Genomic DNA, 13,834 nt, shown 5'->3' on the forward strand with positions numbered 1-13,834 from the left:
CCCGGGGCGACGATGCGGCCGGAGGAACGCGATGCAGGACTGGCCCGAGACCATCCGGGACGAGGAGGCGCTGGAAGACGCCCTCTCCCGCCCCGACGACGCGCTGCGGGCCGACCTGGCCGCCGTTCCCGGCGACCTGCTCGTCCTCGGCGCCGCGGGGAAGATGGGCCCGACCCTCTGCCGCATGGCGAAGCGTGCCGATCCGGGACGCCGCGTCATCGCCGTCGCCCGCTTCTCCGAGCCCGGGCTGCGGGAGCGGATGGAGTCCTGGGGCATCGAGTGCCGGACGGCCGAGCTGACGGACCCCGCGACCCTCGCCGCGCTGCCCGATGCCCCGAACCTCGTCTTCATGGCCGCGCGCAAGTTCGGCTCGACGGGCGCGGAGGAGCAGACCTGGGCGATGAACGTGCTGCTGCCCGCCCAGGTCGCGGCGCGGTTCCCGCCTTCGCGCATCGCCTTCTTCTCGACCGGCAACGTTCTGCCGCTGATGCCCGTCGCCTCCGGCGGCGCGGACGAGAGCGTCACGCCCGCGCCGGTCGGGGAGTATGCGGCCTCCTGCCTCGGCCGCGAACGGGTGTTCCGCCACGCCGCGGTCACGCGCGGGACGCCCTGCTTCGGCATCCGCCTGAACTACGCGATCGACCTGCGCTACGGCGTCCTGCACGACGTCGCGGTGAAGGTCCGCGACGGCGTGCCGGTCCCGCTCGCGATGGGCCACGCCAACGTCATCTGGCAGGGCGACGCGAATGCCTGGACGCTGCGATCCCTGCGGCACGCCTCCGCGGAATGTCCGATCCTCAACGTCACGGGGCCGGAGACCGTCTCGATCCGCTGGCTCGCGGCGCGCTTCGGCGAACGACTGGGCCGCGCGCCCGTCTTCAGCGGGGAGGAAGCGCCGACGGCGCTGCTGTCCAATGCCGCGCTGGCCTTCGCCACCTTCGGCTACCCCAGCGTACCGCTGCTGCGCATGGTAGGCTGGGTGGCCGACTGGGTCGCCGCCGGCGGCCGCTCCCTCGGCAAGGCGACGAAGTTCGAGGTGCGCGATGGGCGCTTTTGATTGGCGCGCCCGCCTACGCGCGGGCTGCGCGATCCCCGCCCATCCGCTGGCGCTGACGGCAGAGCGGACGCTCGACGAACGGCGGCAGCGCGCCCTGTCCCGCTACTACCTCGACGCGGGCGTCGGCGGCCTGGCCGTCGGCGTGCACACCACGCAGTTCGCGATCCGCGACGTCGGCCTGTACGAGCCGGTGCTGCGATTGGCGGCGGAAGAGGCGCGTGGACGCGACGCGGTCTTTGTCGCCGGCCTGGTCGGCCGAACGGAGCAGGCGTTGCGCGAGGCCCGCGTCGCGCGGCAGGCGGGCTACCACGCCGGCCTTCTCAGCCTCGCGGCCTGGAAAGGCGCCAGCGAGGACGCGATCGTCGAGCACTGCGCCCGCGTCGCGGAGGAAATCCCGGTCTTCGGCTTCTACCTCCAGCCCGCCGTCGGCGGCGTGCCGCTCTCCGCCTCCTTCTGGCGGTACTTCGCGGCCATCCCGAACGTCGTCGCCGTGAAGATCGCGCCCTTCAACCGCTACGCGACGCTCGACGTGATCCGGGGCGTGCTGGAAGCGAACGCCGGGGACCGCGTTGCCCTCTACACCGGCAATGACGACCATATCGTCGCGGACCTGCTGACGCCCTTCACCCTGTCGCATGGCGGGGAGCGCCGCACGTTACGGATCGTCGGCGGGCTGCTCGGCCACTGGTCCGTCTGGACCCGCGCCGCCGTGCAGTTGCAGGCCCGCTGCGCCGCGGTGCGCGACGGCGCAATCCCGGCGGACCTTCTCGCGCTGGACGCCGCGGTGACGGAGATGAACGCGGCGGTCTTCGACGTCGCCCACGCCTTTCACGGCGTCATCGCCGGCTGCCACGAGGTGCTGCGGCGCCAGGGCCTGCTGGATGGCACCTGGTGCCTGGACCCGGGCGAAGGCCTGCGCCCCGGCCAGGCCGAGCTGCTCACCGCCGTCGCGACGCGCTACCCCGAACTGACCGACGACGACTTCGTGCGCGACAACCTGCGGCGCTGGCTGGCCTAGCCCCGGGTCACATCCCCGCGCGTGCGAAGTCCTGGGCCCAGTAGATCATCCCGTTCGCGCCGCGCGCCGCACCCACGCCGAAATGCGTGTACTCCGCGCCCTCCATGTTTCGCCGGTGCGCCGGGGAAGCCAGCCACGTCCGCATCACTGCCTCCGGGGTCGGGTCGCCGGAAGCGATGTTCTCCGCCGCCCCCAATGCACGGAAGCCGCAAGCCTCGATCCGTGCCGTGAAGGTCCGCCGGATCGGTGGGGCGCGGTCGTCGTGTTCCAGATAGCGCAGCCAAGCCGTGTGCCTCGCCTTCCACTCCGCCGCCGCGTCCAGCCGCGGGTCGGCCCGTAGCGCCGGCAACCCGCGCGAGGCCCGGTGCGCGTTGACGAGGGTGCGAAGCCGCGCCGCGCCGGGCTCCGCCGCGGGCCAGTCGCGCCCGGCGTTGCAATCGCCGACAGCGACCGTCGCGCCGGGCGCCGTTCCCTCCGCCGCGCAGGCCGAGAGCGCCAGGAGGAGAACGAGCGCCCCGCGCATCACCGCTGCTGCACCGCGAGACGCGCGCCGAGGGCGACGAAGGCCGCGGCAAAGCCCCGCCGCATCCAGGCCAGCACACGGGGCCGCGTGATCACGTGGTCCCGCACCGCCGCCGCGAAGAGGCCGTAGAGCGCGAAGACCGCGAAGGTCATCAGCATGAAGACCGCGGACAGCGCCGTCATCACCGCCAGCGGCCGGGCCTCGTCCGCCGCGACGAACTGCGGCAGGAAGGCGAGGAAGAAGATGGACAGCTTTGGGTTCAGGATGTTGATCAGCACCGCGTGCACGATGATCGCGATGGGGGGCCGCGGATCGGGATCGCCGCTGACCCGCATCGCCCCGCGTTCCTTCAGCGTGTTCCAGGCCATCCACAGCAGGTAGAGCACACCCGCCCATTTCACCGCCTCGAAGGCCAGCGCGCTTGCGTGCAGGATGGCGGCGAGGCCGAGCATGGCAGCCGCCATGTGCGGCACGATGCCGAGCGTGCAGCCGAAGGCCGCGACAACGCTCGCGCGGGGACCGCGGCCCAGCCCCGTTGCGATGGTGTACAGCGCGCCCGTTCCCGGCGATGCCACGACGATGAGGGAAGTGAGGAGGAACTCTGGGCTCACGGCGCGCGCCACTCCGACCGGGGCATGGGTTGCATGGCGTCGAGGTCGGGCATGACGGTCGCTCCCAGCCCCGGCGTGTCGAGCGACCCGATCTCCAGCGCCCCGTTCCGGATGCGCAGCCGCGGGCCGTGACGCGTCACCCCGTACAGGTCCGGATGCGCCAGTGCGAAGCGTTCCGCTTCCGCCTCGGGCCGCCCCTCGAAGCCCGCGATGAAGTGATGTCCGTTCCGTTCGACATGGGTGATCCCCATCAGGGCGACGAGGGCCAGGTCCTGCTGCACACAGGTTCCCGGCAAGGTCGTCAGGTCCTCTGCGGACATGAAGTGGCGGTAGTCACCCGCCTCCGCGTTCCAGGCCCGGCAGCGCGCGTGGTTGATGAGCGACCGCCAGATCCCCTTGCAGGCCTTCGTGGACACGCCCGAATAGCCCATGCCGCGCGCCGTCACGAAGGCATCCATCGGCCCGTCGCTCTCGTCCACGATCACGGGCCGTGACGTCGCCAGGGCCGTCATCGGCACCGACAGCGCCTTCGCCCGCTTCACCGGCTGTTCGATGAACAGGATGGAGGCGCGCAGCCGATCGAGCCGGGGTTCCCGCTCCATCGCGCGCCACAGTTCGGCCGCGCCCTCCGCGTCCTCATACTGCTCGTTCCCGTCGAGCGTGGCGTGGTACCGTGGCCCGATATCCAGCACGGCGGCGATGCGGCACAGCCGGTCCACGTCGGCTTCCACGTTCCCCCCGACCTTCAACTTCCAGTACCAGTGCCCGTAGATCCCCGCGACTTCCTCCAGTGCTTCGGGCAGCCCGTCGCCCACGCGCTCCGCCTGGTCCGCGATCGTGATCGGATCCACCAGGCCGACCGTATGGCGCGCCTGGATCGTCGTCGCCGGCTCTGTCTTGTCCAGCATGCGGTCGAAGTCGAAGTCGCCGAGGTCGGCGCAGACCGCGTGCGGCCGCAGCCCCCCGATGTTCGCCTGCATGCCCGCGAAGAAGGACATGTCATGCGCCCGCAGCAACGCGTCGAGGATCGCGCGGTCCAGCAGCGCGCGGCCGTACGCGACCACAAGCGGATTCAACCCCTCCGCGGCCCCCGTCGCCTCGCAGGGTGCCCAGGATTCCGCGAAATGCCCGAACGCCGTGTTCGTGCCGGCGGCCAGCGTCGCGTCGGAAGCAATTTCCAAAGCACGCCGCAACTGGTCCTCGTTCTGCGCATCGGTCCAGCGCGGGTCCTTGTCGAACCACTTGGCCGCGAGCGTTTCCGCCGCGATCCCCTCGGCTTCCCGCCCGTCTTCCAGGCGGATGCGTGCGGTCACCACGGCCTGCCGGCCATGCGTGACGGTGATGACGCCGAAGCGGAAGGGCAGGCGCAGCCGGAACGGCCATTCGCGCCGCTCCGTCGCGATCAGTCGGAAACGTGGCGCCGTCATGCCAGCGACTCCTCGATGCCCCGCAGGTAGCCGATGGCACGCGCCGCGGCCGTCGGCCCGTCGGGGACGTAATCGAAGGGCTCCACCGCGCACCAGCCGTCATATCCATGACGATTCAGCGCCGCGACGATCGGTGCGAAGCGGTCGTCGCCCTGTCCCGGTCCGCGCCGGTTCCGGTCGTTGAAGTGAACGTGCCGGATCAGCCCCGTCGGCAGCCAGCGGTCCAGCAGATCTGTCACCGGTTCGAATTCTCCGTTCCCCGCCGCGGAGACGTCGATCATCGTCGCCAGCCCCGGGGAGGCAACGCGCCGGACGATTCCCGCCGCCTCTTGCACCGTTCGCGCCCAGCTCGTCTGCCCCGCATCCAGCGGTTCTAGGCAATAGGTCACGCCGGCATCCTGCGACCATTCGCCGGCCAGCCGCAGCGTCTCCTCCGCTCGCGCCGCGCCTTCGGCGTCGCGCACCGGCCGCTGCGCCGGGGAACCATGCACCAGCACCCGGGCACCCAGTTCCGCCGCCAGGACGATCAGCCCGCGAATGACCTCCCGCGTCCGATCCAGCAGCGCAGCGTCGTCGGTGCAGATCGAAAGTCCTGCCGGCGCGACCAGCAGCCAATGCAGCGACGTGATGGGGATGCCCGCATCCGCCGCCGCGCGCCGCAGTTCCGCACGCCGCGGCGCGTCCAGGCGATGCGGCGCCTCCGCGTCCAGCGTGAAGGGCGCGACCTCCAGCCCGTCATAGCCCAGCCGCGCCGCGAGGTCGCATTGCGCCGCGAAGGACAGGTCGCGCACGACCTCGTTGCACAACGCGATCCGCAGAGTCATCGGACCCTCCCGCCGCATCGGTGCACCTCGCCGCGCGCCTGTCCAGGCTTGACGCGCCCGCCGTCCCGTTGCGCCATCTTGGGCGTGGAGGCATGGCGCGACCTGACCCCGGACGCCCTGCCGCGCGCCGCCGCGCTCTCGGCCGCCTGCGGCTGGAACCAGGTGCAGGCGGATTGGCGGGTCTTCCTGGACCATGGCCGCGCCCGCGCGCTGGATGACGGCCACCCCGACATGCTCGCCGCGACGGCGGCCGTGCTGCCCTTCGGCCCGGACCTGGCCTGGATCTCGATGGTGCTGGTTCGCCCGGACCGGCGCCGCGCCGGCCTCGCCACGGCGCTGATGCGCTGGGCGCTCGACGCGCTGGCCGCGACCCGCTGCGTCGCCCTGGACGCGACGGCCGAGGGCCGGGAGGTCTATCGCCGGCTCGGCTTCGCCGACCTCTGGACCTTCACGCGCTGGTCCCTGCCCGACGCGCTGCCGGAAGCGACACCGGGGCGGGGCCCGCCCGCCGACGCCGCCGCGCTGGACCACGCGGCACTCGGCGCCCGGCGCGACGCGTTGCTGGACCACCTCCGCATGCGCCTGCCCGCGGCGGCGGTCACTCTCCCCGGCGGCGCCGCGCTCGGCCGGGACGGCCGCCTCGCGTCCCAGATCGGCCCGATCCTGGCGGAGGACGACGCCACGGCGCGGGCCCTCCTCTCCCGCCTCCGATCCGCCGTGAACGGTCCGCTGATCGCCGACCTCCGCGACGGCACGGACCTCGCCGCCTGGGCCGCGGCGTCGGGCGGCACCGCGCGCCGGCGCTTCACGCGCATGGCCCGCGGCACGTCCCCGCACGGCAGGACCGCCCTGATCCACGCCGTCGCCGGCCCCGAATTCGGATGAGGCGCTGGCCCGCGCGTGCTGCTCACCCTCGTGCTCGGCCTCGCCGGCCTCTGGCTCCTCTGCGCCGCCTTCCTCTGGGCGGCGCAGGAACGGCTGATCTTCTACCCCGATGCGCGGCCCCTCGCCGTACCGCGGGAGGCTGAGTCCTTCCGCCTCGAACGGCTGACGACGGCCGACGGCGTTGCGCTCGGCTTCCTCGCCGCCCCGCCCGCCCCGGGGCGGCCCGTCATCGTCCTGTTCCACGGCAACGCCGGCAACGCGGCGGACCGCGTGGCCCTGCTGCGTCCCGTGACCGCGGCGGGATACGGACTCGTCCTCGCCGAGTACCGCGGCTACGGCGGCAACCCCGGCGCACCGTCCGAGGCCGGATTCCTCGCCGACGCGCGCGCCCACCTGGACTGGGCCGCCGCGCGCTGGCCCGATGCCCCGCTCATCCTCTGGGGCGAGAGCATCGGCACGGGCGTCGCGACGCGCATGGCCGCCGAACGGCCCGCCTCGGGCCTGATCCTCGATGCGCCGTACACCTCGGTCGCCGCGCTCGCCGCGCGCACCGCGCCGTTCCTGCCCGTGCGCCTGTTCCTGCGGCACCCCTTCGACAGCCTGGCCAATGTCGCCGCGATCCGCGCGCCCGTCCTCCTCCTGCACGGGGAAGCGGATGGCGTCATCCCCGTTGCGCAGGGCCGCCGCATGGCCGCTGCGATCGCGGAAGCCGGGGGCCGCGTCGAGACCGTCGTCCTTCCCGGCGTCGGGCACCCCGCGCTCTACGCCGATGCGTCGGGGCGTGCGATGGCCGCGGTCCTCGCCTTCCTCGCGCGCCTCACCCCGGCTTGACCCCCTCCCGCGCGCGGGCGCAGGCTTTGCGTAACCAGCCGGTTATGCGAGCAGGGAAGGGAACCGTCCGATGAAGCGTCGTCATCTCCTCGGGGCCGCCGCTGCGGGCCTCGCCGCCCCGCCCTCCATCCGCGCGCAGGGCACGGCCTGGCGTCCCGAACGCCCGGTCACGCTCATCGTCCCCTGGGCCGCGGGAGGCTCCACCGACCAGATGGCCCGCCTCGTCGCGGCGGAGATGGAAGGCGCGATCGGACAGCGCTTCGTCGTGGTGAACCAGCCCGGCGCGTCGGGTTCCATCGGTACGAAGAACGCGCTGGAGGCGGCGAAGGACGGGCTGACCTGGGCCGCCGGCGCCGCCGTGGATGTCGGCTGCTACAAGACCCTCGGCCTGCTCGACACGCAGCTGTCGGACTGGAACCTGTTCTTCGCCGTCGCGAACGTGAACACGATCTGCGCGAACCCGTCCTCCGGCTTCCGCGACTTCGACGCCTTCCTGCAGGCGCTGCGCACGCGGGGCGGTTCCGTCGCGATCTCCACCGCCGGCGTGTCCTCCGCGGGGCACAACTTCATGGAGGCGATCCGCGCCGCGACGAACATCCAGTACCGCCACGCGACCTATGACGGCGGCAACCCTGCGACCATCGCGGTCGTGTCGGGCGAGGTCCCCGTCGGCGCCATGCTGATGGTCGAGGCGGCGGAGATGATCAAGGCGCGCCGCCTGATCCCGCTGGCCGTGCAGAGCGAACGGCCCGTCATCCTCTCCGGCTTCGGCGAGATCCCCTCGATCCAGCGCTGGCTGCCGAACGTGCCCGCGCCGCTGAACTACTTCGGCGTCTGGACGCCGAAGGGCGTGCCGCAGAACGTCGTGGACACGGTGTCCGCGGTTTGGCGCGACAAGATCGCGAACTCCCAGCGCCTGAAGGACTACGCGGACCAGCGCGCCGCGCTCTTCACGCCGCTCGCCGGGCAGGAAGCCTACGACGAGGCCTGGAAGATGGTTCGCCAGACCGCCTGGCTCTACTTTGACGGCGGCAAGGCCCGCGTGTCGCCCGACACGCTCGGCATCCAGCGGCTCTAGGCGGCGTGACGCGCCGGTACGGGCTGCGGCCGTGAACTGCGCGGGAGTGGCCGCGTGAGCGACGGCCCGGTCGAGACGGCCTCCCCTTCGAGGGGGAGAAGGCGCCGCCCTCGGTCCGTGCCGACCTGGTCACTGCCGCGGTGCTGCTCGCCTTCGGCATCGCGGTGGTGGTCGAGTGCCTGGGCATGCCCACCTTCGCCGAGCAGTCGGGCACCGGCCTGACCGCGCCAGGCATCGTCCCCGGCTTCTACGGCGTCGTCATCGCGATCCTCGCCATCTTTCTCGCCCTCCGGACGCTCCGGCGCAACGATCCCGCGCGCCCTGCCGGGACGGGGCCTGCCGAGACCGGTAACGACAACGGCAGCCTGGCCCTCGCAGCCGGCCTCGCCCTCCTCTACGCGGTCGTCCTGATCGGCCGGCTTCCCTTCTGGCTTGCGACGGCGGTCTTCGTCTTCCTCTTCATCGCGGGCTTCGAATGGCCGCGCGGCCCCGCCGGGCGCCCGCGGCGGCTGGCCGACGCCGCGCTGATCGGCCTCGCTACCGGCGGCGCCGTCACGCTCCTGTTCGAGCGACTTTTCCTCGTGCGACTGCCCTGACGGCCGAGGCCCCATGAACGACGCGCTCGGCCACCTCGCGACCGGCTTCGGCCAGATCCTCTCCGGCGGCATCATCCTGCACGCCTTCTGGGCCATGTTGGTCGGCATCGTCATCGGCGCGCTGCCCGGACTGACAGCTACCATGGGTGTCGCGCTGCTGACGACGCTGACCTTCAGCATGGACCACAACGTCGCGATCTTCGTGCTGATCTGCGTCTATATCGGCGCGATCTACGGCGGCTCGCGATCCGCCATCCTGCTGAACATCCCGGGCACCCCGGCCTCCGCCGCCTCGACGCTGGATGGCTACCCGCTGGCGCGCCAGGGCCTGGCAGGCCGCGCCATGGGCATCTCCACCACGGGGTCCTGGCTCGGGACGCTCTTCGGCGCGCTCTGCCTCGCGATGTTCGCGCCGATCTTCGGGGAGTTCGCGCTGAAATTCGGCTCCTACGAGATGTTCTGGGTCGCGCTCTTCGGCATCGTCATCGCGGGGTCACTGTCCGGTGGCGACCCGCTGAAGGGCTACATCGCCGGATTCATCGGGCTGTTCATCGCGACGATCGGGCAGGAATCGAACCACTCCTACGCCCGCTTCGCCTTCGGCAATGCCGACCTCGCCGGCGGCCTCGGCCTGCTCCCCGTCCTCGTCGGCGTCTTCGGGGTCGCGGAGGTGCTGCAATCCATGCGCGGCCCCGCGGCGAAGGCCGTCATCAGCAAGGTGGACAGCATCTTCCCCCGCCCGCGGGACGTGCTGAAATACTGGCGCACCATCCTGCGCTCCGGCGGCATCGGCACCTTCATCGGCGCCATGCCCGGCCTGGGCGAGGACATCGCGGCCTGGACCTCCTACGCCGCGGCCAAGCGCGGCTCGGCCGAGGCCGACAAGTTCGGCAAGGGCAGCATCGAGGGCCTGATGGCCGCCGAGACCGGCGAGAGCGCCTGCGTCCCCGGTGCCATCATCCCCGTCCTCACCCTCGCCGTCCCGGGATCCGCACCTGCCGCCGTCCTTATGGCCGCGATGATGATCCACGGGATCAACCCGGGACCGATGCTCGCGATCACCACGCCGGAGTTCATCTATTCCATCGTCGCGATGCTCATCGTCGCGGACATGGTGAAGCTCTTCTACGGCTACGTGCTCGTCCGCCCGCTGCTCTACGTCCTGCTGATCCCGCGCGAGAGGCTGATGCCGATCGTCCTTGTCCTCTGCGTCGTCGGGGCCTTCGCCATCACGCAGCGGCTCTTTGACATCTACGTCATGCTCGGCGCGGGGCTGCTGGGCTTCGTGCTGCGGGAACTGCGATTCCCCATGGCGCCGCTCGTCCTCGGCATCGTTCTCGGCGACCTGCTGGACAAGAACCTGCTGCGCGGACTCGTGCTCTCGGGCGGGGACGTCACGCCGTTCTTCACGCGGCCGATCTCGGCGGTGCTGTGCGTGCTGACGGTCGCCGCGGCGGCCTGGTCCGTCCCGGCGATCGCCGACCGGCTGCGCGGCCTCGGGCGGCGGGAGGCACGCCTGTCGTGACGTCGTCCGGGGTGTCGCGGCGGTTGTCCCGGGAGGAGGGCAGCGCCTTTCTCCCGGACCCGCCACTCGCCAGGAGGCTAGCCTCCTGGACCTCGATCTTCCGGACGACGCGCGGCCGGTCCCGGCGCGCGCTCGCGCGACCGTCGGCGCCGCGCGCGTCACCGGACCCGTCGCAGGCCCGCCTATCACAACGGACCCTTGCCCGCGGGCGTCACGGCACCCTCCGCCGCCGCGCGCCTCACCGCGAAACCTGATCCCCGTCCGTCACCGCAAACGCCGAACCGCGCGCGTTACCGAAAACCCTGATCCGCGTGCGTTACCGCAGACGCTGATCTGCGTGCGTTACCGCACGACGCCCTTCGTCACGATGATGTTGCCGTAGAGCCGCCGCTCTCCCGTCGCGACGATCGGGAAGGCGTCGCGCGCCGCGGCGCAGAAGTCGTGCCGGGTCAGTCGGGCGGGCGGGGCGGCGCTTATGCCGGCGGAGACTCTCGTGACATCCGTCACCGCCTCCGGCACCGCAGCGGGATCGCCCACCACCTCGATTACGCCGGCCGGATCGGGCTTGAAGTCGTCGGGCGGCAGGGCGGAGAGGATGGCGCGCAGGGCCGTCGCCGCATCCGCGCCGGGCAGTCGCACAGGCGTCGCGCATTCGCTGCGGCGGGGAAGTTCGCATCCACCACCGCGATGCGGTCGCCATGCCCCGCGCTCGTCAGCGCGTGCAGCAGGTCCGGCGTCAGCAGCGGATCGAGGCCGCGCAGCCGCGCCCTATTCCGCCCGGGCGCCGGACGACCGCACGGCCTCCGTCCAGGTCCGCCGTTCCCGCGTCAGCAGGGCGTCCGCTTCCGCCTGGGTCAGCGGCATGGGGTCGGAAAAGAGGCCGGCGAGCTCGGCACGATAGGCCTCGCTCCGGTTCAGGGCGTCCATCTCCGCCCGCAGGCGTGCCAGGATCGGGGCGGGCGTCGCGGCCGGCGCGGCCAGTCCGAACCAGCTCGGCGCATCCAGTGCGGGGAAGCCGGACTCGACGAGCGTCGGCACCTCCGGCAGCGGCGCGATGCGCGCGCCCGTGGTCACCGCCAGCGCCAGCAGCCTTGCGTCGCGCACCGGCGGCAGCGCCACGGGCGTGGCCGTCAGGCAGAAGCCGATCCGCCCGGCCAGCAGGTCCGTCAGGAGCGGCGCCGCGCCGCCATAGGGCACGTGGAGGAAGGAGATCCCGGCCTCCTTCGCCAGCACCTCCACCGTCAGGTGCGCGAGCGATCCCGGCCCGTTGGAGCCGTAGGCGATCGCGCCCGGCCGTGCCTTCGCGACCGCGATCAGTTCCCCGATCGTCCGCGCCGGCGCCGCAGCGGGATGGCTGATCAGGACGTTCGCGGAGATCCCGGCCATGCCGAGGAAGGCGAAGTCGGCCGCGGGGTCATAGGACAGCCGCGGGTAGAGCGCGGCGTTGATCGCGAGGATCGCCTGCCCCGCCAGCAGCAGCGTGTGCCCGTCCGGCGTGGAACGCGCGACGTGTTCCGCCGCGATGTTGCCGCCGGCGCCCGCGCGGTTCTCCACCACCACGGGCTGGCCGAGGCGCCCCTGCAGCACCCGGGCCGCGAGGCGCGCGGTCAGGTCGGCCGTGCCGCCGGCAGGAAAGGGCACGACGATCCGCACGGGGCGGTTCGTGTAGTCCTGTGCCCGCACCGCGGACGGCATGGCGAGGATTGACGCGCCGCCCAGCAGCACCCCGCGTCGGCCGCCGAGGGACGGTCCGGTCCGGGACGCCGACGATGCTCGGCCCCGGACGAAGAATGGCGGAACGTTCATCGGCACCTCCGCCGACGAAGCTTCCACCGGGCCGTCCCCCGGTCAACGCCGGGGGCGATGGCGTGACCGCGTGCCTCAGCCGCGCCACGATACGCGGAACCCGGAAGGACCGCCCTTGACCGAAACCACCCTCTCCGGCCGCGTCGCCCTCATCACGGGTGCCGCCGGCGGCATCGGGCGCGCGACAGCCGCGCGCTTCCTGCGCGCCGGGGCGCGCGTGGCGCTGCTCGACCTCGATGCCGGCCGCCTCGAGGCGGTGGTTGCCGAGGACGCGCTCGATCCGCCCCGCATCCTCGTGATCGCCGCGGACATCACGGAGGAGGCGGCCTGCGCGGAGGCCGTGGCGCGCACGCTGGACGCCTTCGGAACCCTCGACATCCTCGTGAACAACGCCGCGGCGATCACGCCGCCCTTCCCGATCGCGGAGACGCCGACGGCCGAATGGTCCCGCGCGCTCGATGCGAACCTCACCGGCGCCTTCCTCATGGCGCGCGCCGCGCTCGCGCCGATGCGCGCGCAGTGCCGGGGCGTGGTGATCTCCATCGCCTCGCAGCTCGGCCATGTCGGGCAGAAGGACCGCGGCACCTACGGCGTGACGAAGGCGGCGCTGATCGCCCTGTCCCGCCACATCGCGATCGACCACGCGCAGGAAGGGATCCGCGCCGTTTCCATCTCACCCGGCGCGGTCATGACCGGCCGCATCCTGCCCCGCTTCGGGTCGGAGGAGGCGACCGACGCCGCCCTCGGCCCCGCGCACCTGCTGAACCGCGTGGGGCGGCCGGAGGAAATCGCGGCGGCCATCGTCTTCGCCGCGTCCGACGAAGCCTCCTTCCTCACCGGCACCGACATGCTCGTGGACGGCGGCTACACGGCGCGTTGAGCGAGGGGGCGCTGAGCGAGGGGGCGTTGAGCGAGGGGGCGTTGGGCGAGGAGGCGTCAACTGGGGGGCGCGAACCGCGCGGACCCGCCCATATCGCCAGCGATGGACATCCTGCCCGAACTGCCGCCCGGCGCCTTCCGCAAGCCTGACGCCTCGCCCGACCCGCTGTTCTACGGGCAGCCGCGCTTCGTCACCCACATCGACGACGCGGCGATCGGCGCGGTCACGGCGCTTTACCGGGAGGTGCTTCCGGCGGGCGGCCGTATCCTCGACCTCATGTCCTCCTGGGTCAGCCACCTGCCGGAGGAGGTCGCCTACGCCGAGGTCATCGGCCACGGGCTGAACGCCGAGGAACTGGCCGCCAACCCGCGCCTGACCCGCCACTTCGTCCAGGACCTCAACGCCGACCCCCGCCTGCCGCTGGACGATGCCTCCCTCGACGGCGCGGGATGCTGCGTCTCCGTCCAGTACCTCCAGCGCCCGCTGGAGGTCCTGTCAGACCTGGCCCGCGCGCTGCGGCCGGGGGCGCCGGTCGCGATCACCTTCTCGAACCGCTGCTTCCCGACGAAGGCCGTCGCCGTCTGGTCCGCGCTGGACGATGCGGGGCATGTCGCGCTCGTGGACCTCTACCTCCGCCGCGCCGGCTTCGCGTCGGTGGAGGCGCGGGTCCTGCGCGACGGGCGGCGGAGCGATCCCCTCTACGCCGTCATCGGCCGCACCGCGGACCGGCATGAGCCCCGCCTGACCCGGCCTTGACGCGTCCGGCTCCCGGG

Annotated in this window: 14 protein-coding genes and 1 pseudogene; 9 read left to right on the forward strand and 6 right to left on the reverse strand. The window is 72.5% G+C overall.

The window, feature by feature from the left end; all coding sequences use genetic code 11:
- Window positions 1–31: 31 nt before the first annotated feature.
- Both ACE7GA_RS09825 and ACE7GA_RS09830 read left to right on the forward strand, forming a co-directional pair.
- The gene (locus tag ACE7GA_RS09825) at window positions 32–1,057 is read left to right on the forward strand and encodes an NAD-dependent epimerase/dehydratase family protein (RefSeq protein WP_376098926.1); all 1,026 of its coding nucleotides are present in this window, start codon (window positions 32–34) and stop codon (window positions 1,055–1,057) included.
- The gene (locus tag ACE7GA_RS09830) at window positions 1,044–2,075 is read left to right on the forward strand and encodes a dihydrodipicolinate synthase family protein (protein ID WP_376098928.1); all 1,032 of its coding nucleotides are present in this window, start codon (window positions 1,044–1,046) and stop codon (window positions 2,073–2,075) included. The genes ACE7GA_RS09825 and ACE7GA_RS09830 overlap by 14 nt, the downstream gene beginning before the upstream one ends.
- A 7-nt stretch (window positions 2,076–2,082) precedes the next feature.
- Here the strand turns inward: ACE7GA_RS09830 and ACE7GA_RS09835 are convergent, their stop codons facing one another.
- Genes ACE7GA_RS09835 through ACE7GA_RS09850 form a run of 4 tightly spaced genes read right to left on the reverse strand, consistent with a single transcriptional unit; the run spans window position 2,083 to window position 5,460 of the window.
- Window positions 2,083–2,598 carry a CAP domain-containing protein gene (locus ACE7GA_RS09835; protein ID WP_376098930.1) on the reverse strand — a complete coding sequence of 172 codons (516 nt, stop codon included), beginning with the start codon at window positions 2,596–2,598 and terminating at the stop codon, window positions 2,083–2,085.
- The gene (locus ACE7GA_RS09840) at window positions 2,598–3,209 is read right to left on the reverse strand and encodes a LysE family translocator (protein ID WP_376098932.1); all 612 of its coding nucleotides are present in this window, start codon (window positions 3,207–3,209) and stop codon (window positions 2,598–2,600) included. The genes ACE7GA_RS09835 and ACE7GA_RS09840 overlap by 1 nt, the downstream gene beginning before the upstream one ends.
- Window positions 3,206–4,636 (reverse strand): mandelate racemase, encoded by a 1,431-nt coding sequence (locus tag ACE7GA_RS09845; protein ID WP_376098934.1) that lies wholly within the window; start codon window positions 4,634–4,636, stop codon window positions 3,206–3,208. Before ACE7GA_RS09845 ends, ACE7GA_RS09840 begins: the two co-directional genes overlap by 4 nt.
- A complete protein-coding gene (locus ACE7GA_RS09850) occupies window positions 4,633–5,460 on the reverse strand; it encodes a sugar phosphate isomerase/epimerase family protein (protein WP_376098936.1) in 828 nt (275 codons plus the stop codon). The genes ACE7GA_RS09845 and ACE7GA_RS09850 overlap by 4 nt, the downstream gene beginning before the upstream one ends.
- Window positions 5,461–5,544: 84 nt before the next feature.
- Between ACE7GA_RS09850 and ACE7GA_RS09855 the strand changes: the two genes are divergently transcribed.
- The 5 genes from ACE7GA_RS09855 to ACE7GA_RS09875 all read left to right on the forward strand — a co-directional run bounded on the left by ACE7GA_RS09855 (window position 5,545) and on the right by ACE7GA_RS09875 (window position 10,375).
- Window positions 5,545–6,345: a GNAT family N-acetyltransferase gene (locus ACE7GA_RS09855; RefSeq protein WP_376098938.1), complete on the forward strand. Its 801-nt coding sequence runs from the start codon at window positions 5,545–5,547 to the stop codon at window positions 6,343–6,345.
- A gap of 15 nt (window positions 6,346–6,360) precedes the next feature.
- Window positions 6,361–7,176: an alpha/beta hydrolase gene (locus ACE7GA_RS09860; protein ID WP_376098940.1), complete on the forward strand. Its 816-nt coding sequence runs from the start codon at window positions 6,361–6,363 to the stop codon at window positions 7,174–7,176.
- A gap of 70 nt (window positions 7,177–7,246) precedes the next feature.
- Window positions 7,247–8,254, forward strand: coding sequence for a tripartite tricarboxylate transporter substrate binding protein (locus ACE7GA_RS09865; protein WP_376098942.1), 1,008 nt, complete (start codon window positions 7,247–7,249; stop codon window positions 8,252–8,254).
- Between the two features lie 140 nt (window positions 8,255–8,394).
- Window positions 8,395–8,850 (forward strand): tripartite tricarboxylate transporter TctB family protein, encoded by a 456-nt coding sequence (locus ACE7GA_RS09870; RefSeq protein WP_376098944.1) that lies wholly within the window; start codon window positions 8,395–8,397, stop codon window positions 8,848–8,850.
- A 13-nt stretch (window positions 8,851–8,863) separates the two neighbouring features.
- Window positions 8,864–10,375, forward strand: a complete 1,512-nt coding sequence (locus ACE7GA_RS09875; protein WP_376098946.1) for a tripartite tricarboxylate transporter permease — start codon at window positions 8,864–8,866, stop codon at window positions 10,373–10,375.
- Between the two features lie 342 nt (window positions 10,376–10,717).
- Here ACE7GA_RS09875 and ACE7GA_RS09880 read toward each other — a convergent pair.
- Window positions 10,718–11,136 (reverse strand): annotated as a pseudogene (locus ACE7GA_RS09880) (RbsD/FucU family protein).
- A gap of 7 nt (window positions 11,137–11,143) precedes the next feature.
- Complete coding sequence (locus ACE7GA_RS09885; protein ID WP_376098948.1) at window positions 11,144–12,181, reverse strand: Bug family tripartite tricarboxylate transporter substrate binding protein; 1,038 nt, start codon at window positions 12,179–12,181, stop codon at window positions 11,144–11,146.
- 115 nt (window positions 12,182–12,296) lie between these two features.
- On the opposite strand from ACE7GA_RS09885, the gene ACE7GA_RS09890 reads away from it, so the two are divergent.
- Complete coding sequence (locus ACE7GA_RS09890; RefSeq protein WP_376098950.1) at window positions 12,297–13,061, forward strand: SDR family NAD(P)-dependent oxidoreductase; 765 nt, start codon at window positions 12,297–12,299, stop codon at window positions 13,059–13,061.
- Between the two features lie 102 nt (window positions 13,062–13,163).
- On the forward strand, window positions 13,164–13,817 hold the full coding sequence (locus tag ACE7GA_RS09895) for a methyltransferase domain-containing protein (RefSeq protein ID WP_376098952.1): 654 nt from the start codon (window positions 13,164–13,166) through the stop codon (window positions 13,815–13,817).
- The last annotated feature ends 17 nt before the right edge of the window (window positions 13,818–13,834 follow it).

Source organism: Roseomonas sp. CCTCC AB2023176 (genome assembly GCF_042259275.1).
GTDB lineage: Bacteria > Pseudomonadota > Alphaproteobacteria > Acetobacterales > Acetobacteraceae > Roseomonas.

Bases quoted from the DNA above. Each gene is read 5' to 3' on its own strand.
- ACE7GA_RS09825 (WP_376098926.1), top strand. From the start codon at position 32: ATGCAGGACTGGCCCGAGACCATCCGGGACGAGGAGGCGCTGGAAGAC.
- ACE7GA_RS09830 (WP_376098928.1), top strand. From the start codon at position 1,044: ATGGGCGCTTTTGATTGGCGCGCCCGCCTACGCGCGGGCTGCGCGATC.
- ACE7GA_RS09835 (WP_376098930.1), bottom strand. From the start codon at position 2,598: ATGCGCGGGGCGCTCGTTCTCCTCCTGGCGCTCTCGGCCTGCGCGGCG.
- ACE7GA_RS09845 (WP_376098934.1), bottom strand. From the start codon at position 4,636: ATGACGGCGCCACGTTTCCGACTGATCGCGACGGAGCGGCGCGAATGG.
- ACE7GA_RS09850 (WP_376098936.1), bottom strand. From the start codon at position 5,460: ATGACTCTGCGGATCGCGTTGTGCAACGAGGTCGTGCGCGACCTGTCC.
- ACE7GA_RS09865 (WP_376098942.1), top strand. From the start codon at position 7,247: ATGAAGCGTCGTCATCTCCTCGGGGCCGCCGCTGCGGGCCTCGCCGCC.
- ACE7GA_RS09875 (WP_376098946.1), top strand. From the start codon at position 8,864: ATGAACGACGCGCTCGGCCACCTCGCGACCGGCTTCGGCCAGATCCTC.
- ACE7GA_RS09885 (WP_376098948.1), bottom strand. From the start codon at position 12,181: ATGAACGTTCCGCCATTCTTCGTCCGGGGCCGAGCATCGTCGGCGTCC.
- ACE7GA_RS09895 (WP_376098952.1), top strand. From the start codon at position 13,164: ATGGACATCCTGCCCGAACTGCCGCCCGGCGCCTTCCGCAAGCCTGAC.